This is a genomic window from Arcicella gelida (assembly GCF_034931025.1).
Classification (GTDB): Bacteria; Bacteroidota; Bacteroidia; order Cytophagales; family Spirosomataceae; genus Arcicella; species Arcicella gelida.
Genome location: NZ_JAYGIL010000007.1, coordinates 101,976 through 126,732 on the forward strand (window position 1 = coordinate 101,976; position 24,757 = coordinate 126,732).

A 24,757-nucleotide genomic window follows, 5' to 3' on the forward strand; every position below is an offset into this window, starting at 1 on the left:
AGACAAATACTTAGTCTAGTTTGAAATTTTTCTTAATATTTTTTAAAGAAGAAATGTCTTGTTAAAAAGTAAGATTGATACCCATAACAATAGATTTAGCACGAGGATAAGGTGAAAAGTCAAAACCGGGTGTTAGGGGACTATTTTTGGTAGAAACTTCTGGGTCTGGCCCTTGATAGCGAGTCCAAGTAATAAGGTTTTGGGCAGCAACATATATTCTAAATAATTCTATTCCTGTTTTTGCTAAATATTTCTTAGGGATTTTGTACCCTAAAGAAAGCGTTTTGAGACGAAGATAAGAGGCATCCTCTATTAAATCAGAAGTATAGGCACGTCTAGTACTTGGGCTTGGTAATGCTCTGGGATATTTGGCATTTTGGTTTTCGAAAGTCCAATGATTGCTATAAACTGCAAACATATTGAGCCCTAGCCCACGATTATCCCCTGTTGTTACGCCTTCCATGTTGAGCCGATTACCATTAAATACTTGATTGCCATAAGACCATTGTCCAAAAATATGGCATTCAAAACCCTTGTAATTCATGGTATTACTAAATCCACCAATATGTATAGGCAACGGGGTTCCAATAACTGTCATGTCGTTATTATTCAAAATACCGTCGCCATTAATATCTTTTAACTTTATATCTCCTGGTTGAACAGCATTTCGATTAGTACCAGCATAAGCTACACCGTCTTTCAAAATATAAGTAGTGTTTGTACTAGTGGAGATTTTGTCAAAATCGGCAATTTGGTATAAGCCATCCGCTATGTATCCATAAAACTGGGCTACAGGCTGGCCGACTTTAGCAATGTATAAAGGGATGTTTTGGAGTTCGGAAGAAAATGAGTTTGATACTGAACTTTCTAAGCGTGCTATTTCATTATTAGCTAAACCAAGCACTCTGTTTCTATTGAATGCAATATTGAAATTGCTATTCCATGTAAAGTTTTTTGTTTTAACATTAACCCATTGAAAAGTTAACTCTAGTCCTTCATTCCGTATATTACCAATATTCTGAATGGCATTAACAAAGCCTGTTGTGCTAGAAACACTGGCATCTAATAGTAAATCATTTGTCCTTTTTTGATAATAGTCTATTTCAACCGTGGCTTTATGATTTAAAAAAGCCATTTCTAAGCCAATATCCAACATCGTAGCGGTTTCCCAGCTTAAGTTTGGATTCGCCAAAGCTGTGGGGGCCGTTCCTTGAATTACCTCATTATTAAAGCTATATCTACCATTGTAATTGATACCAATACTTGTAACGGTGGCAAAATCACTCACTCGGTTATTGCCTGTCAAACCATAACTTGCTCTTAGTTTGGCTTCTGAAATAAAGCGAAGGTTTTTCATAAAAGGCTCGTCGCTAATTCGCCAAGCAATTGCCCCAGAAGGAAAATATCCCCAACGGTGTGCCCCTAAAAATTTTGAAGACCCATCAGCCCTGAAGGTCGTCGTAAACAAGTATTTATTTCGAAAACTATAATTGATTCGACCAAGATAGGAAAGCATTGCGTTGCCTGTTGACGACGCTCCAACACGATAAGGAGTTCCTTCATCTAATCCATTCACACCAAGTAATTCATTAGGTACTTGGATGGCCGAAAACCATTTTGATTTGCTCGTATTTTTTTGAAGAGTAAAGCCCGCTAAGACATTTATTTGGTGATTCTTATGAAAGCTCTTATTGTAAAACAATAAATTTTCGACCTGATAATTTATATTATTATTACTGCTAATAGACCCATTTGCGCCATTCAAAGCCCCTAATAATGAAAGTGAACTCCCTGCTTTTGTTTGGCTATTGTAAAATTGCTGACGTTCATCACTTTGTAAATTCAGACTACCAGACAGTTTCACTTTTATATCCTTACTCCAATTGTATTCCAGATAAGCATTTGATGTTAAAGTACTTACTTGATACTCATTTACTTCATTGATGGCTTGTATATATGGGTTGAATCTATCTAAATCGGTATTGCCTGCGCCAGAGTCCTCTAGGGTATTTTCAAATTCGCTTAACGGTAATAATCCACTTAATGGACGGTAGCTCCAGATATTGTACATCAAATTGTACGATGGATGATTGCTCACACCCCGCGCTGTAGGCAACGTTTGTGTATTGGCAATATTCCCGAAGGTATTGACAATACTATAGTTACTGGTAATTCCTATTTTAAAATGTTGGTTAATCTCTTGGTCTAGCGTAAACCTCCCCTGATAACGCTTAAAGCCACTTTTAATTAATATCCCATTTTGATTAATAAAATTGCCTGATAACAGATAATTGGTTTTTCCTGTAGAACCAGAAAGCGAGAGTGAATGATTTTGATAAGGAACAGTATTAAACATTTTATCTTGCCAGTCTATTGTTGGGGCATTTCGATAACTTTCTAATGTTTTTCCATTAGTAAAATAGTTTTGGGCTGTCCAAGTTGGGTTAATTTCAGATTGCAGTTTTACAAAATTATAGGCGTCCAAAACATCCATTTTTTTTATCAGACTTTGAACACCGTAATAGGTATTATAAATAAACGTTGGTTGAAGATTTTTTCCTCTTTTGGTCGTCATAACAACCACTCCACTAGAACCTCTAGAACCATATATAGCTGTGGCGGAAGCATCTTTTAAGATTTCGATAGAAGCTATATCGTCAATATTGAGTGCATTAAAATTAATATTTTCTAGAATAAAACCATCAATGATATAGAGGGGACTAGTAGCTTGTGAGATTGACCCAATTCCTCTAATCACAATATCACTATTTGCACCTGGTTGCCCATCTGGTGAAACTACTTGTACTCCAGCTATTCTTCCTCCCAAAGCTTCATCAACAGAACGCACAGGGGCTTTAGATAAATCCGACATTTTGATACTCCCTGTTGCACCTGTATGATCTCTTTTATTAATCATTTCATAGCCTGTGGAAATGATTTCAATTTCATCTAAGGTATTGGTTTCTTCACGTAAAACAATGCTAAAGTTTGTCTGATTTTCAACCAAAATCTCTTGGATTTTAAATCCTATATAACTAAAAATAAGTGTTGTATAAACTGGGGCAGATATTTTAAAATGCCCATTTTCGTCTGTATAAGTACCTTTTTGTGTGTTTTTAAGGAGGATATTTACTCCTGAAATTGCTTTACCTGTGCTGTCTTTTACAATTCCTGTAATATTGATTATACTAAGAATATTATCTGATGATTGTTTATTATTAGCTGTTTGAGGAGCGGTGTTTTCTTTAATAGAATTCGCTTTATTAGGAAAAATAACATAAACTCCTGTTTGGGTTTTGCTATAGGTAAGGTTGAAAGGCTTTAGGAGAATATCTAAATTATATTCTATTTTTTTGTGGAAATCTAGTTTTGCTGGATTTACTGTAAATCCTTCTACATTTTTGTCGAAAAACAGAATATCAATTTGATAATATTTCTTGAGCTCTTGGAGTACCTCTTTGAGCTTTTTTTTTGGTGTAAACGTGTGCTTATTATACTGTTTTTCAGTAAAGGACAAGTTAGCTTTTAGGTTATTCCTAAAAAGAAAAAAAACTACTAAAAGCAGTCCAAAACGAAAAGACAGCAAGTCTTTTTTCATGTTAAATATACTTTCGGATTTCAGTTATCACTACTGAACAATAATTACTTTTTTTCCTTCTTTTTTAAAATTAAGATTCGATGCTACCGAAATCGTTGCTAGTAATTCTTCTATATTTTTGGCTGGGAATGACCCAGAAATAGTCCATTTTGCTATTTCTTTATCAGGAAGTACTAAGGCTAATCCAAAGTTTTCTTGGATAATAAAAGCTAATTCTTCAAGGGTAGTTTCCTCAAAAACAAAGCGATGTTCTTTCCATAAAGAAAATTTTTCAGGATTTTTACTTTGTGAGAAAGCCGTTACACCATTGGCTGTCACCGTCACCAAATCACCTGGTTTCATTGTGATTTGCTTTTCTAGTCCTTTAAATTGCACTTCACCTTTTAAAAGCACAACTTTTCCACCTCGTTCCCGACTAAATATTAAAAAATCTGTCCCTAATACTTCTACTTCAAATTGATTATCTGTCCTAACAATAAAATGCTGATTATCAGGCAAATGCTTGATTGAAAAACTGGCTTCTCCTGTCAATGCAACCGAACGGGTATAATTACTAAAACCAAAGCGAGGTACAATTAAGGACGAGTTAGCATTCAAGAATACTTCTGAGCCATCATCCAATGTAATTTTTTGGGTTTCTCCGAAAGTGGTTGTATAGGTTATATTGAAAATTGTTTCTTTGAAAAAAAAACTTAATCCTATCAAACATAATAATCCAACAGATGCCGCAATTAAGAATGAGAATGGTTTCTTTTCCTGATTCGGTGCTGTTGTTTCAGCTAGATTTTTGTCTACGTTGAAATCCTTTATTCTTCCTATATGACGCTGATATCCCTGCTGTGCAGGAGCCCAATATTGCAGATGTTGTTTTTCCCATTGTGCTAAACATTCATAGAAAAACTCCATATTATCAGGATGTTTAACCCATTCATCAATGTATTGTTTCTGCAATGATGTTGCCTTGCCGTCGAAGTAATGATATAAATATTCTTTGGTGATAAGCGGTTTCATAATTTATTCCGTATTTCTTACATGACGAACGCCAAGAGACTAATACTTACTGTTTGTAAAAATTAAAGAAATAAATTTACAAAACATACTACGATTAAGCTCCATTTTCCTTGAAGAGTTTCCTTTATTTGTCGTACCGCTTGGTATAAATGTGCTTCAACCGTTCTGATAGAAACATCTAAGTCATCCGCAATTTCTTGGCTTTTCTTCCCTTCAAAACGATTTAGAAGATATATTTCTCTCCTTTTTAAAGGCATTTCATTGATGGCTTTTTCAACATCCTGATATAGTTCTTCATACTGTATTACCGAATCTGGATGGTTGTCTTTTTCTGTGGCTACATAAATGGCTTCATCTAAAGAAGTATTTTTATGGCGAATTTCTGCTCTGATATAATCGTAAGCTCTATTTCTTACACACATAAACAAATACGCTCTGAAAGATGTATTAATTGTTGTATGTAATGCTTTGGTATGAAATTCAAAGAATACATCTGATACAATATCTTCTGCAATTTCTTTTGAAGTAACATAACGAATGGCATGATTGCACAAAATGGAATAGTAATTCACAAAAAGTAACTCTATACCTTTGTCAATATTCTCTTTAAACGCTTCTTTAATCAAATATTCGGTATCAAGCATCTTGGTAGTATTCACTCGAATATTATCATTATTTACAATAAAAAAAGATTCAGGTTTTTTTTCTTGAACTGCTATTTTATCATTTAGAATACTCATTGCTTTCGTTAGTATATCGCTTTAAAATCAATAACAGAAAGCCTGAATAAACATTTATATTGAGCCTTCTATATTAAAGATAAAAAAAACTACAAATTGTACTCTTTTTCGAATACTTTTTCTTTAAAAGAACTTGAAAATTATTTTTTGCACATAGGTATTGAAGAATATTGTAAAAAATGTTAAAACACTTAACCATAGTCATACGCTTGATTTTAAACTCTTTTAATGTCTCTAATCAGCTTATAATTGGCTTTAATTGTCATTTTCTTTCAATTGTTCTTCGATTTCCTCAATAGTTGGCAAACTACTTTTTAGATTATCTGGTAAATTAGGTGTAACAATATACTCACTTACTCCTATGGGTTTTGACATATCCCTAAGTGAAAATTCGACTTCTAGATTGTTTTTTTCTTTACAAAGCAATAAGCCGATAGTTGGGTTATCATCAGGCATCTTCACCAGACTATCCACAGCTGAGAGGTAGAAATTTAACTTTCCAGCATATTCTGGCTTAAACTTGGTGTTTTTCAGTTCAATAACCACGTAGCATCTAAGACGTGTATGATAAAATAGTAGATCAAGGTAATAATCATTATCGGCAATGGTCAAATGATATTGTTGTCCCATAAAAGCAAATCCTTTTCCTAATTCCAACAAGAACTTACTTACGTGTTTAATTAATTGATTTTCAATATCTTTTTCTCTATACTGTGTATCAAGCGTCAGAAAATCAAAGAGATATGGATCTTTGAGTGTTTGTTGTGCCAAGTCAGATTGTGGATGAGGCAATGTCGTTACAAAATTGCTAATGGCTTTATTTTGGCGTAAATGTAACTGATTCTTAATTTGCCAATCAAGCGTTTCACGTCCCCATCCATTTTCAAGACACTGTTGTGCATACCAAAGCCGAGTATCAGTATCTTTTATTTTCTGTATAAGCAATATATTATGCCCCCATGGCAATTTTGCCACAGCTTGTGGCAAAATCGCCATATCAGGATATTCGTTAAAAAAAGTGAGCATTCTACTCAAATTTCGCTCAGAGTAACCTTTTTGTTCTGAAAATTCATTTTTTAGATCTGCGGCCAATCTAGGAATCACTTTAGCAGACCATCCTTCATTAGCTTGCTTTTTGGCTATCATTTTTCCAATTTGCCAATAAAGTATAATCCCTTCGGAATTTACAGCTAATGTTGCTCGTACTTGAGCTTGATGAATGGTTGACTTTATTTGATTTAAAAGCGTTTGATATTCTTGTAATTCCATACTAATCAGATATTAAAATTTATTGAGGTGTTGATATTTTTTATTATAATAGAAAATAAAGAATTTATTGAAAATTTAAACCTCTACCCTATCCACCCTAAAGTTCTAAGTTCTTGTTTCAGGCTATTCTCTTGTCTCACAAATGGCTCATCAAGCTCTTTAAATATGGTTGGATACAATTCTCTTACTTTTGTATTTAATACTGCGACAAATGAAGCCCTAGCTAAATTAGCTTCAAGACTAAGTTGCTTGTTATATTCAGCCCCAAAGGATAATCCTTCTATGATTTTTTCTTGAATATCAGGATTTTTGATGAAAAATTCTGATACTAATCTATTCTGATTTTCATAGTAATCAATTCTCAAACTTTCTAGTTCTTTTTCTTTTCTCTTAATTATTACTTTTATGTTTTCTTGTTGCTTCGTATCAGTTTTTGGACTTTTAGCTTCTTGCTTTTGAGGAATAAAAAGAACATCCTGAAGCATTAATTTTTGTAAATAACCCATTGGATTTTTAATAACCCTCCCCTCCTTTTGATACTTCTTGAGGGTTTCTATTCTTTCTATAACATATTTAGGTGGATATTTTTCTAACCACTCATTCACAGTTTTAATATTAACCCCTTGAAAATGTTCTATCAAACTATGTATTTCTTTTGATGTTATCTCTTCTTGTTGATTAGCTACTGGCACTATTTCTTCTACATTTTCAGGAAGTTTTCGTTCATCTACAACGGTTTTGTTAGATAATATGTAAAAAACAATGGAATGGACAGCTTTCCCCCTTTTATCTTCTTCAAATGTAAACTTAATGTCTGTGTAATTCTCTAAATCTTCTTGTGCTTTTAGAATTACCCGTTGTTTGAAATTGGCATACAACGGATACTTGTCCGCTACAGCCAATGTATCTTTTAGTTCTGTAAGCGTAAATGTTCGTTTCCCAATACGTTCATATTGTTTTAATAATTCGTAAATACGTACAGAGAAAGAGCTTTGTAACTGTAAAATATTGCGCACATCATACATCAAGAATTGCGTTTGCAGCTGCAAAAGAAAAGGTTTCATCTTGGGATGAAACGAAATATCTATATAACTCCCCTGACTTTTACTTGTGAAGCTATCTAAACCCACAGCAATATGCGTCAAAAACTCTTTCTCCCCTTCATCTGTATCCCTTACTATTTTTATTTCCTTTTTCATTAACTTAACTGCGCCACCTTTCAATAAATTATAGGCCTGTTTATCAGTCGTTAAGTTAAAGTCTTCTATTACATCTTTTAGATAAATTCTATATTCTTTAAAATCTTCATCATTAGGTAAGATAAGGGTTAGCATTTTAGTGAAAACACGCATTTCCCAAATATCAAATCGATATTTGCCTTCTACAAGATTGTTAGATTTTCTTATCAATTTAACTGATTGTGAACCATCTTTACCGTTATCCTTTTTTTTCATGCGCAATATTAAATTATATCCTGTAAATATACCTAAATCTGTTATAGTTAGCCCTAAATCTGTTATAGAAAACCCTAAATCTGTTATATTTAATCCCTAAAAAAGTTATAGAAAACCCTAAATTTGTTATAATAAGCCCTAAATTTGTTATAATAAATTATGTAATTAATTGATTTTAAAGTAGTTACAAAGCCTGAAAATACATAAAAAACATAAAATAAAAAGTAAAATACTCAAAACAGGAGTTTGCTGTTTTTTTCTAATTTTGTATACTTTTTTAATGATTATTTAATAAAATATACATTTGGGTAATGTTAGCTTATTATCTTTTTAAACTATCAAAGGTCAATAGCCCTAAATTTGGTATAATTGTTAATAAAGGCTAAACCATTAATTTCTCCCCTATTTTTGTTATAGATAAATAGCTCGCCAACCCTAAATTTGTTATAATATAACCTTCAATATGTATTTCTGATAGCAATTTCTTCCCTAAATTTGTTATAATAAGTCCTTTTTTTAACAAATTGACAACTAAAAATATAGAAATGATGTAAGAATAAGTCATCCCTAAATTTGTTATAGTAACTTTTTAAGCGCCTCTGAAGCTTGTATTAATTCATCACAAAGCGTTGGATTGGGATTAATAGATAATTTCTCGACTATTCCTTGAATTTTTTTCTTTATTATTGTCAGGTCATCAATATTATCTGAGTTGTTTGGTGAATTTTCTGCACTATGTTCGTCCAAAAGGTTAGATACTTCTTCTAATGATGCAATAGATTTTTGATTTACATTTTCAAGTTTAGCAAGTTGTTGTATTGAAGATTTCTTTGCTTTTACTTTTCCTGATAAAATATCTTTTTTAAGACCAGGTGCTAGTAGGTCGATACCTTCTGCAAATTCAGCATCTCTTTTTATAGTTTTTTCACTAACATTATATTGTTTGGCAAGTTTAAGTGAAGTAGCTTCTTTTTTGGCTTCTGGAGCATAAGGGACATTTTGACCTTTATGCTCTTCACGAGAATATTTACCCTTTTCGAGCTTCTCTGTATTATATCGAATACCTCTTAAATAAGAAGCCTGTTCAGGAATTAGATTTCTCCTTCCTAATTGATTATCAATCATATATTCTTTTGCGTCTTTTAATGATTCAAAAGAAACAAGGTGGATTTTAAAATTGATTTGATGTTTTTGGCAAATTCCATAACGGTTGTGGCCATCTACCAAAACATAGACAGTTGAGTTATCTGAAGTAGTATTATTAATAATGTTTTTGGTAGTTTCCCAAACCATCAAAGCTTCTCTACAACCTTCAGCTAAAATATTTTTTTCTAATTGTGAATACTCTTCTTCTTGGAGCGGTGGAATAAGGTCACGAAGTTCGTCAACGATATAAATCTGTTGTTTGATTGCTTCATGATTTAAAAGACTTTGATCTTTAATGATTGTGGCCGTTCCGAGATTGCCCATATATTTTTTTGCCATGATATTATTCTAAGAAGTTTTATGTGTTTGAGCAAAATTCTTTTGCCAAATTCATATAATCTACTGCCCCGTTTGAGTTTTGATCGTAATCAAAGATGTTGATTTGTGAAATCTGCGATTCCTTTACTGATACATTATTTCTAATCTCTGTTTTGTATATTCTGAAGTTACTTAGCGTTTTATACACATACTCAATCATGTCTCTGTGTACTTTTAAACGCTTATCTACCATTGTTAATACAATCCCTTCCACTACAAGCTCTGGATTAATTCGTTCTCGTACTTGAGAAATTCGTTCAAACAAATTGTTAATTCCTTTCATCGCAGAAACCTCTGGCTGTAAAGTAACCAGACAGCCATTTGAAGCAACCAAAGCAGAGTTTGTAAAGATATTTAAGGCTGGTGGGCAGTCAATTAAGATATAATCGTATTTATCTCTAAGTGGATTTAATTTGTTTTTAAGTTGATTGACCCCTCCTACTGCTTGAACAAGTTCTAAATCAGCAAAAGCTAATTCTAAATCACTTGGAGATAAATCGTAATTTTCTACAATTTGCACTACAGGCAAGTCTTCATTTTTTAGTAAAGCATTAACTACCTGTTTTTCAGGATTATCTATACCCAAAGCCTGAGATAAATTTCCTTGAGAGTCCATATCAACTAATAAGACTTTAAATCCTAGTTTATTTAAAGCTCTACCAAGATTAATGGTTGTAGTTGTTTTACCTACTCCTCCTTTGTGGTTAACGATAGAAATAATTCTAGCTTTATTATGCTGAACCTCATTATATCCATACTTAATTAAAATAGGATAAAGTGCATTGAGATGTTTCGTATTGAGAATTCTATCGCCGTTGAGCGCTTTTGAAAGCGTACTTGCAGGAAGTCCAGCTTCTTTTTCAAGAATTGAAACTGAAAGAGCTGGATTTTTTCTTAGAAATAAGATTGTTTTATCGTGAGAGAGCATATTTCTGATTTTATTTGTCTTAAAATTAAGATAAATATGATTATTTGTCAAGTATTTTTGACAAATAATCATAACTGTTTTAATTTTTTCTTTCTTCCTTTAGTTATTTAATCACAATTCCCTTCTCCACTTTCCTAAAATCCTCCTTCCGAATAAAATAGCTTCCTGATTGTTCATCAAACTGAATTACCTTAGCAATCTGTTTGTAATGTGCATATTGTTTTTCATTGGATTTTAGCATCACCAAACCCATCCAAAACACGGATAAAAAAATAGATATAGCCAAGAAAATACTACCATATTTGCCAATGCCAAGGATTAAAGCCGTTTTAGGATGATCACAATAAATAGCAGGAGCTTGTTGCTTCATCAAAATTTCAATCTGTTTTGATTGATGTTGAAAACCATTAACAGACTTTTCAAGACGATTTGCCATATTATCAATTGCCATTAAAATAGGAATGATAGAAGGATCTAAATCCTCAGCAGCGATGTCGTATTTATGAGCAAGTTGATGCCTAGTTTCTTTCAAATTCACCATGATGTTCAGCAATAATTAGTTTTACCTGTTCTAATACCTTCCTAAAAGTTATTTTACCCATCAGATTGAGAGCATCCTCCCCTTTACCTTCTGTTAAAATTTTAATCACATCTCTACCCGATTCAGCATTTCCTAAATTGCCAAAACCTTTGAAAAGAGCACCAGTATCTATAAAATTTTGCTTAACTAAAGTTATTGTCTCGGCATCTGAAAAAGTACCTTCGTTAATAAGTACTATCATTTGGAAGTGTGTTTCAATGAGAAATTTCAACTTTTCATAATATGAATAACAAGCTACAAAAGCATCTCTGCCAGCCATAATAATATAAAATCTAAGGTCTATCCCCATTTGAGAAAGTTCCTCTTTAAGAATATGAGCAGGAATATCAAACTCCAGCAATTTCTTGAATTCTTCAGATTCAGCCGCACCAAAATCAATAAAAATAGTAGGGGACTGTACTTTAGACAAAGACTCAAAAAGTGCAATAATTTTCTCCCGTTCTAACCTTTTATAATCGTTCAAAATATCAACATGACGAATTCTATTCTTTCCAACAACCGATTCAAGCCGATTAGCAGTTGTTTTGGTCGATTCATCCAAGTCGATAAATGAAGTTTTTTTATCTTTTTCAGCTTGAGCCACAAACCAAGTAAAAAGTGATTTGCCAACGCCCCCCTTGGCTTGTAGGATTAGATTAATTTGTTTCATGATAAAGATGTAATAAAGGGTTTTATTAAAAATCGTTTCCAAAATCAAATTCATTTGTTTTTTGGTTGGCGAGCTTCATTTGAGCAAATAACTTTTCTGCAGTCGGAGATTCTTGATTTTGTTCAATACTGGATTGAATACCCGTGCTATTATTTTTGAGAATCAATTTTGGGTCTAATATTTTCTTCGTACTCTTTTCAGTATTGTAATACCTGAATTTAATTTGGTAGAGTACCTCTTCAGAGATTACGAAATCATAGGTTTCCAAAAGGAATTTTGTGATGGCATCCATAGGCATATTTTCATCAAATAAAGGTTTGATAAATGGGAGTAATGATTTTCTCCACTTACGTTTTCCTGCTAATTTTCGTTGTTTTATTTCATCAATCGTGAGCATAAAAATTAAGTTTTGTTTGATTATTTCTCTTATAAATTTGAAGTAGGATGGTTTATAAAAGCTTAAAAAAGCACTATTGTCAAATTAATGTAAGATTAATGAAAGACTATTGTCAGATTAGTGTAAGAATGGCTGTTATGGTAATATTTATACAATAATAGTGTAAAAATGATATAAAATTAAGGAATTCAGATAAAAATATTAGTTTAATATATATTAAAATATTTTTCACTACATTTGTAGTGAAGCAAGATGGAGATTATGTATACATAAACTGGCGTGCAAGCACTTTTTGAGGAAGGAATCATTTTACAGGAAATACACATCAACCTAAAATATCACAGACCTATGGAAGCAAAGAAGCCAAAACAATCAGGACGACCTAGATTAGAAGATGCCTTGGAATGTGTTATTCCAGCGAGGTTCACCCAGACAGAATTTGAAGAGATTAAACAAAAATCGAAAGGCTTAAAAATGTCAAGGTCAGCTTATATTCGTTCCATGACGCTCAAAGGAAAGGTTCAAAATTTGTTTACGGAAGAAGAACAAAAAGCCAAAAAACAATTGATAGGTATTGCCAATAATCTTAATCAACTCTTGAAGCTTTGTCATATTCATGGCATAGATAAAATGATAAAGCAAGTAAATCTACAGCTAGGAAATATTGATAAAATCTTAGATAAGTACAATCATGGTGGGGGTAGTGAGTGAAAAAGGAAAATCATTTGAAGGCTTAATTAACTACTTGTTTGAAGGAAGACTAAAAGATAGAGGAAGTGCTAATAAACGCCCTGAAATCGTAAGTCATGCAGAAAATCTGAGAGTTCCTTTTGGAATAGAAGATAAAGTAGGTCGAAATAGGCTTATCTCAGATTTAATCAATCAAGCAAAACTACATCGCAATTATGGTGATTATAGCACGAAGTATGTTGGAGAGCATATTTTATCTTTTACGGAAGAAGATGTTAAAAAATTAGAGAAAGACAAGATAAAAGAACTTTGCGAACAGTATGTAAAAGATGCTGGTTTAGATAAAACTCAATATGTAGCCATCTCACATGCTGATACAGAGAATTATCATATTCATGTTATCTTTAATAGGTGTCAGAATGATAAAACTCTGTATCCAGATTGGAAAGAAAAAGCAAAAACAGCAGAGAGAGCTATAGCGCTTGCTTTAAAATATGATTTAGGTTTAACAGATAAGCAAGAGCAAATGGCAGATAGTAAAGGGGTTTTGGAAATAAGGGCAAATCACGGAGATATTATATATTTAGCCAAAAATCCAGTTCTCAATAGTATCAGAAATATAAAGCATTTAGAAAAAATCTGTGAAGCTCAAAACATTCCATTGTTACTAAAGAGAGACAAATTGAATGTCGGAAATAAGACCTTCAAGAAGCGAGATTTAGAGGCTGTGTTCTTTAGGAACCGTCAAATGAGCAAAGAAGAAAGAGGCAATAAAAAAGCTAATGAGTATTCATCTCAAAGAAGAAAAATTAAACAAAAACCAGCCTATACCTTCAAAAAAGAAAAGATTAAACGAAAAACAGAAGAGCAGCAAAATCAAGGAAAGAGTAATATTGACCTGAACACTCCTGATGAACTATTACAAAGTATTCCTCAACCCTTAGAAGAAAATCTGGAGTTTAATTATAAAAAGGCATACGGTAAAAGTGATAAAGAAGAAAATGTGTACTATAAAAGAAGAAAAAGGCGTTAGTATTTTGAAAAATCAGTATTTAGCTCTATAGTTCCCTTAATAATTTGAATACTTCCTATGAATGAACAAACCAAAAATGCAGAGTTTATCAAAGTGATTGGTATTACACTTATTCCTGTACACCTCTTTTTCTTTTACTATCCATTGATGCGTAAAAGCTTACACATTTCATGGCTAGATCCTATTTATTTGTCATTAAATGGAAGGCTTTCCATGGTAAATTCTTCGATACTGATGAATACGTTAGCAGTTTTTATGCTATTAGTATATGCCATTACAACGCCAATAGGTAAAGATAAAGAGCTTAAAAAATCACAAATAGTCAGGAATACTAGCTTTGGTTGTTTACTTATTCTAATGAGTGCTTTCTTGTTTTATATATTGCCTTATAACCAATGGGGATTTTACGTATACATAATAGGGTTGGTGATAGGATATTATTGCTACATGAGTAATATTGCTTTACTATTACAACTGGTTCAGCACAATCAATCAGAGGAATTCAATGTTGAAAAAGAAACATTTCCTCAGATGCTAGAAAAAGTAGAAACAGCGCATAGTATTAATATCCCATATCATTTTTACTACAAACAAAAATGGCATAAGGGCTGGCTTAATTTTGTTAATCCCTTTCGAGCCATCTTAGTAGCAGGTTCCCCTGGTTCAGGAAAATCTTTTGGAACAATCAATTTAGCCATCCATCAATTGATTCACAAGGGCTATTGTTTGTACGTGTACGATTTTAAAATACCGACTTTAGCACTAGAAGTATTCAACGGGCTATGGCATTACAAAGAACTACTCAAACAAGAGTACGGGAGCATAGCCCATTGGGAGAAAAAGACAGGAAAGCTTTTCCCTAAGTATTATCAAATAGATCTTAAAAGCCCTCTTAAATCCAACAGAATCAATCCCATAGGCTCAAACTTAATCCTAGAGGTGGTTGATGCCGCAGAAAGTGCCAAATTTATCATGCAAGGCTTAAGAGGAACAGAAGGTGGGGGAGATGGGAGTAGTAAATTCTTCGACCAATCAGCAGAAAACTTATTAACGGCTTGTATATACTTTTTAAAACGAAAGTCTAATCAATATGGAAAGGAGTTTTGTAGCCTTCCCCATGTGGTAGAATTATTACAAAAGCCCTATGAAATACTCTTTCCACTTTTAATGTCCGATCCTTATGTCAGGAATCTAGCATCAACCTTCAACAATGCTTTTGAGAAAGGTGTTTTTGAGCAGTTACAAGGGCAGGTGGATTCCTTAGTGATACCGATGGGACAATTAAGTGATCCCGGCATCTACTGGGCCTTTACAGGAGCAGATTTTGATATTAATATTTCAAATCCTAAAAACCCCTCTATTTTAGTAATTGGGAATGACCCAGATAGAGAAGATACCTATGGAATATTACTTTCACTACTCAATGGAAAGCTCACCAAAACCATTAACAAAAAGAACCAATTACCTTTAGCTGTTATTTTAGACGAATTACCCACTTTACCTTTTAATTCGGTTAGTAATCTAATAGCCACAGCACGTTCCAATAAAGTAGCCTGTATTTTAGGGATTCAAGACACTTCACAATTTGTACTGAGGTACGGACAAGAAAAGGCTAATATGATTATTAATATGGTTGGTTCTATTTTGACAGGGCAAATTCGAGGAGAATTAGCCAAGACGATTTCTGAATGTATTGGGAAAATTAATCAAGAACAGGTTTCAGAAAGTATTTCAGCACAAGGAATTTCCTATAGTGTATCGACCCAGCTTAATGAAGCAGTAACCATTTCTACGATTGCCAATTTATCGCAAGGAGAGATGGTAGGAACCATTTCAGATGATTTTGTTGCACCACTCAAATACAAACGCTTTCACGGGAAAATAGATGCCTTAGCTCATGAAGCATCACCCACGACAAAAATGCCCATCAAAGAAATTCCAGATTTGAATCCAGCTTTTCGTTTAATGAAAGGAGAAACAGAAAGCGATAGAGAAATGCGAGTAAAAATTATGGTGAGAGAAAACTATGAAGCAATCAAAAAGGATTTAGTCCTCTTACAATATTTAGAGCTGATACGCTTTCAGTTTCAAAAGGAAGAAAGTCAAGATATTAATTTAGAAGTACTAGCCGAAGGAATGCTGAATTATATCATGAAAGTGAATAAATACCTCACCAAGGAAGGCTTAAGTCCTCATGGAGAAGTATTTATGGATAAACTAGAAATCATGAATACCATCTTTCAGAACAATATTGCTAGTAAAATAGCCTTGTCAGAAACTGAAAGTCAGGATAGTTTAGTGGATGGAAAGATTGTGGCAGCTCCCAAGAAATTGTATGAAGAATATACCTCTGAAGAAGCCCAAAACTTACAAACGCATTACAGAGAGTTTTTTCAAGTGTATAGCAGTGCTTCTGTTCAAAAACCGATGAATGATTATGAAAGTTATGATGGCGATGATTTTTAGAAATATTGTTCTAATATACTAAGAATAATTTGACTTAATTTTCATTAATTTAGAAAGCAACTAACCGAATAATAACTATTTAGAGAAGTTTTTATTGATTTTTTTTTGTAAAAAGATATTAAGTAATATGTTTACAAAAAAATTATTTGTTACTGATAATCAGTAATTTATATTAATAGTTAAAGGTTTTGTGAATTGAATAAATATTTTGAGAATAATTGGTAGCTATTTTTCAATGTATGATTAATTAATATTAAATCACGTTCATTTATGCCCACATTTAGAAAATTAAAAGGATATGCTTTTGACCCTTCTTTTTCTTCAACGATTGGAAAAAGGCAAAGTAATCAGGTCGTATATAAAGTAAGATGGGAAGAAATTAATGCAGAAAATCCATTTGGGGAATACATTGATATCATAGACTACGATCCAAGTCTTGATGTTTACTATGATTTAATAAATTTAAATGACCGTGAGGTTCTTGCTGACCATGGATTAGATCCAACCGAAGGTAATCCTAAATTTCATCAGCAACAAGTATATGCTGTTGTAATGTCAGTAATATCCCAGTTTGAAAACGCCTTGGGAAGAAAGATTATTTGGTCAAGACGATATAAAGTGGATGATTCAACGAAATATGAATATATATCCAAATTAAGAATTTACCCACATGCTATCAGACAACAAAATGCCTATTATTCTCCTGAAAAATTAGCCCTTCTTTTTGGTTATTTTGAGGCAGCAAATAACTGGGGAGGAAATAATATTCCAGGTTTAGCTATTTTTACTTGCCTTTCTCCTGATATTGTAGCCCACGAAGTTACTCATGCAATAATTGATAGCATGCACCCTTATTGGAGGTTTCCAACGAATCCTGATATGCTTGCCTTTCATGAAGGATTCTCAGATATAATTGCTTTATTACAAAGATTTACCTTTACTAATGTTGTTGAAGATCAGATAAGAAGCTCTAAAGGAGATTTACTTTCAACTAAAAACTTATTAGGAGATTTAGCCATTCAATTTGGACAGGCTATTTCACCAAATAGAAGAGCTTTAAGAAGTTTTTTAGTTAGTATAGATGATAAGGGTGAAGCTAAAGCAGTAGAGCCAGATCCCCAAAAATATTATTCTACAGAAGACCCTCATAGTAGAGGTGCAATATTAGTTGCAGCGATTTTTGATGCTTTTACTCGATTGTATAAGTACCAAATTGCTGATTTACTAAGAATTGCTTCAAATGGTACAGGGATATTAGCACAAGGAGATATTTCTCCAGATTTAGTAAAGAGACTTTCAGATGAGGCTAGGGAGATTGCAACAAAACTACTTTCAGTATGTATAAGAGCTATTGATTACTGTCCACCTCTTGATTTGACATTCGGTGATTATTTAAGAGCATTAATAACTGCTGATATAGAGAATAATCCTGATGAAGAAAAAAGTTTGAGATTTGCTTTACTAGAAGCATTCAGAAGTTGGGGAATAGTTCCTTTAGGAATAAATACATTTTCTGTTGACTCGCTTGTGTGGAAACCACTAGATAATCAATTAAATGAAAACAAAATTGTAGGTAATGAAAAATTCAATAAGATGAAGCTTTTCAAACAAGCAATAAAATACATTTTCGATCCTGAAGAAAATAAGAAGATAAATAGCAGAAATTTAGCTATAAACAGTATTGAGAAAATATTAAGAGAAAATAATAGAGAAAAAATATATCAAAACTATAATTTACTAGCTGCTGAGGTACATAGAATTTTTAATTCAAAATTTGATTTTTTTAGGGATGATAAAGATCATCAAGACATTGAAAAGTTAATAGGAATGAGCTTTAATGAAATAAAATATTATATAAATAGTACAAGTGAGAAAAATATCATTAGAGCGCCAAAAAGACAAACAGCGACTGGGGATGGCATTTTTCAGGTTTATAAATGCGTACCTGTTATTAGGCATAACCAAAAAGATGGGACTCCTTCTAAATTGATGATTATTACATTACTGCAAAAAGTGTATGTTGATTTAAGTAATTCTGATTTTAAAGGATATTTCCCCAATAATCAATATTCATATCGTGGTGGAGCTACTCTTATCATAGACCTTTCAAACTTTGAGATAAAATATGCTATTATTAAGGATATTACAGATTCCAAACGATTAAACTCACAAATAGACTTTACGATTTCAAGCATTCAAAATGAAGCAGATTCGGCTTTAATGATGAAGGATAGTGAGCCATTTGCCGCTTTGCACATTCACTAAATCAATACTAATATGAAAAGTTCAATAACTGTAAGAATGTATAACCAAAATAATTTAGGGGACTGTTTCTTATTAAAAATTAGAGAAGATGATTATGAAAAGTATATGCTAATTGATTTTGGTTCATATACAAATGGTAATACTGAAAAAGAAAAAGAAATAGCAGAAGATATAAAAAATACAGTTGGGGAAAAACCCTTAACAATTGTACTTACTCATCAACACAAAGATCATTTGTCTGGATTTATCAATGCAAATAAAATTTTTGAGAGAATTAATGTTGAAGAAGTTTGGCTTTCATTTTTAGATGATCCTTTAGATTCAGATGCAACATCTATGAAAAAGATAACAGAGAAGTTTTGGAAAGTGAACAAAGAAAATAAAGACAAGCTGAAAGAAAAGTTCGGTAATCAAGAAAAATTTAAAAAAATCAATACTATGCTTCAAGCCAAAGATGGCATTGATGGGTTTGGAGAAGAACTTTATGCAGAGAAACAGTCAGGAGGTCAAGCAATTACAAATCTAAGGCAATGGTCAAATGATAATATTAGATTTCTTTCCCCAGGAGAAATAGTAAAATTGAATAACCTTAATGTATATGTTTTAGGCCCCCCAAAAAAAATTGAATATTTGAAAAAACTTAATCCTAATAAAAATGAGGCTGTGCACCATTTAAATGTGATGATGGAATTAAATCATTTAGAAGTTGCTGCGAATCTTCTAAATGATGCACTTCATCATCGAAGGAGTGATTTCCCTTTTTCGGATCAACACTCAACAAAGGCTAAAGATGTGCAAAAGCATTCACCGTCAGCTAACCAAAAACAGTCATATGAAAAAAAAGATTTAGAATGGAGGAAAATAGATTTTGATTGGCTTAACGATTTTGGTAGGATGTCTCTTCACATGGATACTCTTACGAATAATAGTAGTTTAGTTTTGGCTTTTGAGCTACCTGAATCAAAGAAAGTATTACTTTTTGTTGGAGATGCTCAAATTGGAAATTGGAAGAGTTGGTTTGAGGTAGAATTTAATGATAATAAGGTTAAAGCTAAAGACTTACTTTCAAGAACAGTTTTTTATAAAGCAGGGCACCATAGTAGCCATAATGCAACATTACTAGAAGGGTTAAACTTAATGAATGAAAAGGAATTAGTAATTATGATACCAGTAAATGAGGATGTGAGCGTTAAAAATGGATTTGCTATGTTAAAACCAGGAATGTTGGCTGGTTATAATAGGAAAAGTAGTGGTCGTGTTTTAAGATCGGATAAAATATATCAGCCCCAATTAGATATTCATACAGAATCAAACTTTATTGACTCGGATAGCGATTTTTCTAAAAATGTTATAATTAAAAAAGATTTGCTAAACCAATCACATCTTTATGTTGAGTATACAGTGTACTAAACCCCTTCAATAATGGCTAAAAATATAGTAATCTGCTGTGATGGTACTGGTAATAAATTATCTATCAGTGATAGCACAAATGTTATACACCTTTATAGTTGTCTTGAATTAAGTACTATTCAGGTAGCATATTATAGCCCTGGAGTTGGTACAATTGTTCCTACAAATACAAAAGGGTTCCTTAATAGAAATGTACAACTTACAAAGGATAAAGTTTCTGCAACAAGTCTTCATTCCAATGTAATAGACGCTTATGTATTTTTGATGGATAGCTTCAATGAAGGAGATAAAATATATCTTTTTGGATTTAGTAGGGGAGCATATACCGTTAGGATGCTAAGTGGGGTATTAGAAATGTTTGGGCTTCTTCACTCAGGGAATACGAACCATTTAAGGTACATTCTAGAAGTTTATTCTACTGGAGATAAGATGTTTCAAGTTGCAAAACAATTTAAAATGCATTTTGCCAAAAATGTAGAAATAGAATTTATTGGAGTCTGGGATACAGTAGTATCAATGGGAAGTTTGATTAAGTTTTATAAGGGATATCCTTATTCAAGACAATTAAATATTGCCAAAAATATACGACACGCTGTCTCAATTGACGAAAGAAGAAAACATTTTGACTTTACCCCTATAAACCAAAGAGAAAATAATACGTTAAAAGAGGTTTACTTTGCTGGAGTACATTCAGATATTGGAGGGGGCTACCCTGAGGAAGGACTCTCAAAAATTTCTTTAGAATGGATGTTTGGTGAAGCCAATAAGCACGGACTTATTTTTAACAAACATAAAGTTGAAAAGGTGTTATACACAACTTCATTAACAAATCCAGAGAAAAATCTTGATTATAAAGCAGATATTCATGACTCACTAACATTAGTAAATAGACTCCTTGATTTTATACCAAGGTTTAGATTTACTAAAGAATCAATGTTTAATTGGTCCCCAGATTTTAGAATTTGGCCAAGAAGAAAAATAGATGAAGGAAGTATTATTCATGAAAGTGTTTTTAAAAAAATGGATGAAACTAGCTATAAACCACCTAATATTCCCCATGAATATATCATCGAAAGAACAACTAAATTATAACAAATATTTTGTTATACATGGATTCCTTTAAAGAAGTTGAGTTAAGAAGATTGACTCCACTTTCTCCAAAACATTTCAAGGACACCCATGTTATCAACCACCAAGAATTTGCTAAAGAAGAGTATCACTAATTGAATGACACAATAGGAGAGAAAGAACTCATTAAAATACCCTTCTATATTGCTGTCAGACCAAAGCCAAATGCTTGTAATAATCATATTTTGAAGTAAATAAATGGTAAGACTTCTTCTACCAAATGGAATGAAGAAAAGAGCCAAAGAATAGTACTTTTTAATGAGTAGATAAAAGCCAATGACAAAAGATGTAGATAAAGAAAGGATATAAGTAAAGAAGAATATTTTAACCAGAGGACTTCCATTTTCAAGGATAAAAAAGAGAGTGGCTAACGCTATAAACATCATTGATAAAGAAAACCACAAGAGTGTAAACCTTTTTCTAAGAATGAATCCTTCTAAATGAAAGAAGGAGATAAAAAAGCCTATTGAAGCCATTAAAAGCATTTCTAAGTGATAACAAATAGCGAAATATAAAGAATGAAGGTTTAGGTTAATACAGTATTTGAGATTAGCTAGAAAGATAGTTGAATCATGGAAATAGTCTTTGGGGTTTCCCGCTTCATTCATATCAAATGGAATATAATAAAGTGCCAAGAAGGTCAACAAGCAAATGAATAGGAGGGAAGAAGCAGGATATTTTGCTAAAATATGACGAGCATAAAATAGTATTAAACCAATGATGGCATATTCTTTTAAAATATCTCCGTAGAAGAAAAGATTATTAAAAATTCCCAACAAAAATAGCAAAAACATCCTTTTAGAGAAGGCAGTAGGTTTGTCTTTAGATTGCTTAATCAATAGACCAAAACCATAGCCAAAGATGGCACTTAAACAGAACCATCCCTTATCGTTAATGAATAAAAGAATGGAAGAAAGAATAAGATTAGGCTGTATTGCATTAAAAACGGCAAAGGTGTTATACAAGCCAATCCACAAAATAAAGTAGCCACGAAGCGCATCAATGACGCTGCTGCGATTGTTCTTAGGATTCATGTATGATAGGTTTTAAGGGTAACTCAGTACTCATGTAGAGAGTACTGAGGAGTAAGTATATTGTGTGATTACTTCTTCAAAGACTTAGGAGTACTGATTTCATTTTTAGGTACTTCAAGCACTTCGTTCACAACCTCTTTTTTATCAAGGGGAATGGAAGGTGTTTTCTTTAAGAGCCCTGTATAGGCTGCATCCTCCAAGAGTGGAATTTTTAAGGCTTTTTCATTGGTTTTTGTCTCAGGACTTGGTACAACAGCTTGAGCTTCCCCTTTCTTAAAATTGAAAACGATTCCTTTGTCAGCATCTAAAGTAATATTAGCATCAAATAATTTACCGGTCTTGTTACTCGTAAGTCCTGTGAGAGAAACGGACTCCCCTACACGTAATTGATTTCTTTGCTCCTCAGAGAGTTCTAAACCCAACAATTTTTTAGGAACATCTTGGATGGGTTTAAGTTCCAAATGGCCATCTTTCATGGAAACAGTGGCACTAAAGAGATTTCCTGTTTTAGCAGAATGTAAATCATAGAGCAAAACAGTCTCTCCATTTTTAATTTGCTGTTGTTGCTCCTTGTCCAATTTTACGCCCAATATTTCTTTGGGAATGGATAAATCAACTTTTTTAAAGCTTAAACCTCTGTTAAGCGCATCGACACTGACGACAGCATCCCAATTTTCACCACCATCTTTTGCGCTAAGTCCTTTTAAAAGAATAGGATTACCTTGTTTGAGATTTTCTTTTTGTTGCTGGGTTAATGTTACACCAAGAATAGTATCAGCGACTGATAATTTAGAAGCACTCATGGTCGCCAAAGTATTTGTCTCTTTATCTAATGAAACATATTTAGGCGTAGCCACTCCCTTTTCGTCCACATAAATGACTCTATTGGCATTACCAAATTGCTGTAATTTATCAATATCCTCCTGACTTAAAAACTGCTTTAAGGCAGCTGGAATTTGTAAAGTTTGCTGTTTTTCAATAAAATGCAAAGTCGGTTTCTGCTCAGGATAGGTTAATACATACTTTCCTTGGCGACTTTCACCTTCAGGATTCATTTCAAGGAGAGGCGTTCTTTTCCCATCCATGAGGTTTTTCGCCATTTTACTTAAATCCCCGATTTCTTTGTAGTCATTTTGAACGACAATCAGTGCATTTTTTAAGATTTTCGCTAATTCTTCTGAAAGGGCTGTAATGTTTTGCAAATGTTCTTTTTCATTAAATTGTGCCATGAGATGAATGTTTAAAAGGTTAAATTATACCTGATTGGCAGGCTTTGAGGAATTACTTTGTGTATTGGCTCCTGATTGAGGAAGTCCGTAAATTTTACTAGCATTACTATTACCCCCGCTATTCCCGCCACCATCAGCACTATTGCCACTAGTCCTTGCCATTTCTGCTGCTTTAATAGTCCGAGCCGCTTCAACGATAGGTTTACTAATGGTCTGTGCGGTTTTAAGGGCAAGAAAACTAGTGGCAGCTACAAACGTTGAGCCTGAGATAGGAGAGTTGGTCATTCCTCCCGAAGCGCCGCTGACAATTAAAGTCACCAAAGATGGTGTTTTGAGGACAGCAAAACAGCCAATGATGGTAACACCGATGGACAGAAATACAGGAGTCCAATCAATGTATTGGATGGTATTATAAGCTTCTAGTGTACTATTAGCCGTCGCTAAAGAACCTCCAATGATGGTTCCTCCAAGAATATGCGTGTTTTCTGCAAACTTAAGCAGTACATCATAAGCATTTTGGTCAGAAATGTTTTTGAGTCGATAGGCGATGGCTAAACACATATTGGCCACAGGAAACCAGAGTAATTTACCGACATAGTTGGCATAAAAACTCTTCCAATTATCAGAAAAAGCATGAAAAACAGAAAGACCAATAGCGATAGGTCCAAAGGCAATTAAAATGGCAAGATTAATATTTTGCATGGTCAGTACTGCTAGATAACTAATTTGCAAAGCCACATTAATCAAAGCATTGATAATGCCTACAATCATTCCTATCCACCATGAAACAGCAGTAAATAGCTTGACATTGTAATAAATATTAGAAACCGTTTGCTTGATAGTACCCAAACCATCGCTAACAGCATTTTTTATATCATCCAGAAAGCCCTCATCTTGTTCTACAGGACTGTTTGTGCCATTGCTAGGTGTATTGTTGATATTATCCGCTTCTACTATTTGATTATCTTTAATTGTGTTTTCTAAATCAATTTTATACTGCTCTTCTAATGCTTGATTTTGCTCCATGTAAGAAATTGCCCAGCCTTGGGTAGAAGCGCCGACGGGAGAGATAAGAAAATCACAAAGACTAAGGGTCGTATTATAGAAAATCAGTAAAAGAGCCAGCATAAATGGACGAACAAATGCTTCTAAGTGCGTTGCTAATCCATCGACTTCTCCACTGGCCATGATTCTCCACATTTTAATGCAAATCCAAAAGAGTGAACCGACTCCTGCGATGGTTCTACCCACGGCAATAAAAGGAGAAAATGCCGATTTTATATCGGAAGTAATCACATTGATTTCTGAAACAAGGGCTGAAATATCCATCG

At 33.1% G+C, this 24,757-nt stretch carries 19 protein-coding genes; 6 read left to right on the forward strand and 13 right to left on the reverse strand.

Annotated elements, in window-relative coordinates; genetic code table 11:
- Window positions 1-61 precede the first annotated feature (61 nt).
- The 10 genes from VB776_RS07550 to VB776_RS07595 form a co-directional block, all read right to left on the reverse strand.
- On the reverse strand, window positions 62-3,598 hold the full coding sequence (locus VB776_RS07550) for a SusC/RagA family TonB-linked outer membrane protein (protein WP_323327630.1): 3,537 nt from the start codon (window positions 3,596-3,598) through the stop codon (window positions 62-64).
- 30 nt (window positions 3,599-3,628) lie between these two features.
- Window positions 3,629-4,609 carry a FecR family protein gene (locus VB776_RS07555; protein ID WP_323327632.1) on the reverse strand — a complete coding sequence of 327 codons (981 nt, stop codon included), beginning with the start codon at window positions 4,607-4,609 and terminating at the stop codon, window positions 3,629-3,631.
- Between the two features lie 62 nt (window positions 4,610-4,671).
- Window positions 4,672-5,349 carry an RNA polymerase sigma-70 factor gene (locus VB776_RS07560; protein ID WP_323327634.1) on the reverse strand — a complete coding sequence of 226 codons (678 nt, stop codon included), beginning with the start codon at window positions 5,347-5,349 and terminating at the stop codon, window positions 4,672-4,674.
- A 255-nt stretch (window positions 5,350-5,604) separates the two neighbouring features.
- Window positions 5,605-6,618 carry a PDDEXK nuclease domain-containing protein gene (locus VB776_RS07565; protein WP_323327636.1) on the reverse strand — a complete coding sequence of 338 codons (1,014 nt, stop codon included), beginning with the start codon at window positions 6,616-6,618 and terminating at the stop codon, window positions 5,605-5,607.
- An 83-nt stretch (window positions 6,619-6,701) separates the two neighbouring features.
- Window positions 6,702-8,072 carry a replication initiation protein gene (locus tag VB776_RS07570; RefSeq protein ID WP_323327637.1) on the reverse strand — a complete coding sequence of 457 codons (1,371 nt, stop codon included), beginning with the start codon at window positions 8,070-8,072 and terminating at the stop codon, window positions 6,702-6,704.
- A 576-nt stretch (window positions 8,073-8,648) separates the two neighbouring features.
- Window positions 8,649-9,557: a ParB N-terminal domain-containing protein gene (locus VB776_RS07575; RefSeq protein ID WP_323327639.1), complete on the reverse strand. Its 909-nt coding sequence runs from the start codon at window positions 9,555-9,557 to the stop codon at window positions 8,649-8,651.
- Window positions 9,558-9,576: 19 nt separating this feature from the next.
- A complete protein-coding gene (locus tag VB776_RS07580; protein WP_323327641.1) occupies window positions 9,577-10,524 on the reverse strand; it encodes a ParA family protein in 948 nt (315 codons plus the stop codon).
- Window positions 10,525-10,627: 103 nt separating this feature from the next.
- On the reverse strand, window positions 10,628-11,065 hold the full coding sequence (locus VB776_RS07585; RefSeq protein WP_323327644.1) for a hypothetical protein: 438 nt from the start codon (window positions 11,063-11,065) through the stop codon (window positions 10,628-10,630).
- A complete protein-coding gene (locus VB776_RS07590; RefSeq protein ID WP_323327646.1) occupies window positions 11,043-11,774 on the reverse strand; it encodes a P-loop NTPase family protein in 732 nt (243 codons plus the stop codon). The genes VB776_RS07585 and VB776_RS07590 overlap by 23 nt, the downstream gene beginning before the upstream one ends.
- A gap of 25 nt (window positions 11,775-11,799) precedes the next feature.
- Window positions 11,800-12,171, reverse strand: a complete 372-nt coding sequence (locus tag VB776_RS07595) for a hypothetical protein (RefSeq protein WP_323327648.1) — start codon at window positions 12,169-12,171, stop codon at window positions 11,800-11,802.
- Between the two features lie 348 nt (window positions 12,172-12,519).
- Between VB776_RS07595 and VB776_RS07600 the strand changes: the two genes are divergently transcribed.
- The 6 genes from VB776_RS07600 to VB776_RS07625 all read left to right on the forward strand — a co-directional run bounded on the left by VB776_RS07600 (window position 12,520) and on the right by VB776_RS07625 (window position 21,127).
- Complete coding sequence (locus tag VB776_RS07600) at window positions 12,520-12,882, forward strand: plasmid mobilization protein (protein WP_323327650.1); 363 nt, start codon at window positions 12,520-12,522, stop codon at window positions 12,880-12,882.
- Entirely contained in the window at window positions 12,863-13,894 is a 1,032-nt protein-coding gene (locus tag VB776_RS07605; RefSeq protein ID WP_323327652.1) for a relaxase/mobilization nuclease domain-containing protein, read from the forward strand. Before VB776_RS07600 ends, VB776_RS07605 begins: the two co-directional genes overlap by 20 nt.
- A 57-nt stretch (window positions 13,895-13,951) precedes the next feature.
- Window positions 13,952-16,360, forward strand: a complete 2,409-nt coding sequence (locus VB776_RS07610; RefSeq protein WP_323327654.1) for a type IV secretory system conjugative DNA transfer family protein — start codon at window positions 13,952-13,954, stop codon at window positions 16,358-16,360.
- 270 nt (window positions 16,361-16,630) lie between these two features.
- On the forward strand, window positions 16,631-18,625 hold the full coding sequence (locus VB776_RS07615) for a gluzincin family metallopeptidase (RefSeq protein WP_323327656.1): 1,995 nt from the start codon (window positions 16,631-16,633) through the stop codon (window positions 18,623-18,625).
- 12 nt (window positions 18,626-18,637) lie between these two features.
- Window positions 18,638-20,035 (forward strand): MBL fold metallo-hydrolase, encoded by a 1,398-nt coding sequence (locus tag VB776_RS07620; protein ID WP_323327658.1) that lies wholly within the window; start codon window positions 18,638-18,640, stop codon window positions 20,033-20,035.
- 12 nt (window positions 20,036-20,047) lie between these two features.
- The gene (locus tag VB776_RS07625; RefSeq protein WP_323327660.1) at window positions 20,048-21,127 is read left to right on the forward strand and encodes a DUF2235 domain-containing protein; all 1,080 of its coding nucleotides are present in this window, start codon (window positions 20,048-20,050) and stop codon (window positions 21,125-21,127) included.
- 41 nt (window positions 21,128-21,168) lie between these two features.
- Here the strand turns inward: VB776_RS07625 and VB776_RS07630 are convergent, their stop codons facing one another.
- The 3 genes from VB776_RS07630 to VB776_RS07640 all read right to left on the reverse strand — a co-directional run bounded on the left by VB776_RS07630 (window position 21,169) and on the right by VB776_RS07640 (window position 24,755).
- Window positions 21,169-22,197, reverse strand: a complete 1,029-nt coding sequence (locus VB776_RS07630) for a DUF418 domain-containing protein (RefSeq protein WP_323327662.1) — start codon at window positions 22,195-22,197, stop codon at window positions 21,169-21,171.
- Window positions 22,198-22,265: 68 nt separating this feature from the next.
- A complete protein-coding gene (locus tag VB776_RS07635) occupies window positions 22,266-23,426 on the reverse strand; it encodes a DUF3945 domain-containing protein (RefSeq protein WP_323327664.1) in 1,161 nt (386 codons plus the stop codon).
- 24 nt (window positions 23,427-23,450) lie between these two features.
- The gene (locus VB776_RS07640) at window positions 23,451-24,755 is read right to left on the reverse strand and encodes a hypothetical protein (protein ID WP_323327666.1); all 1,305 of its coding nucleotides are present in this window, start codon (window positions 24,753-24,755) and stop codon (window positions 23,451-23,453) included.
- Window positions 24,756-24,757 lie beyond the last annotated feature (2 nt).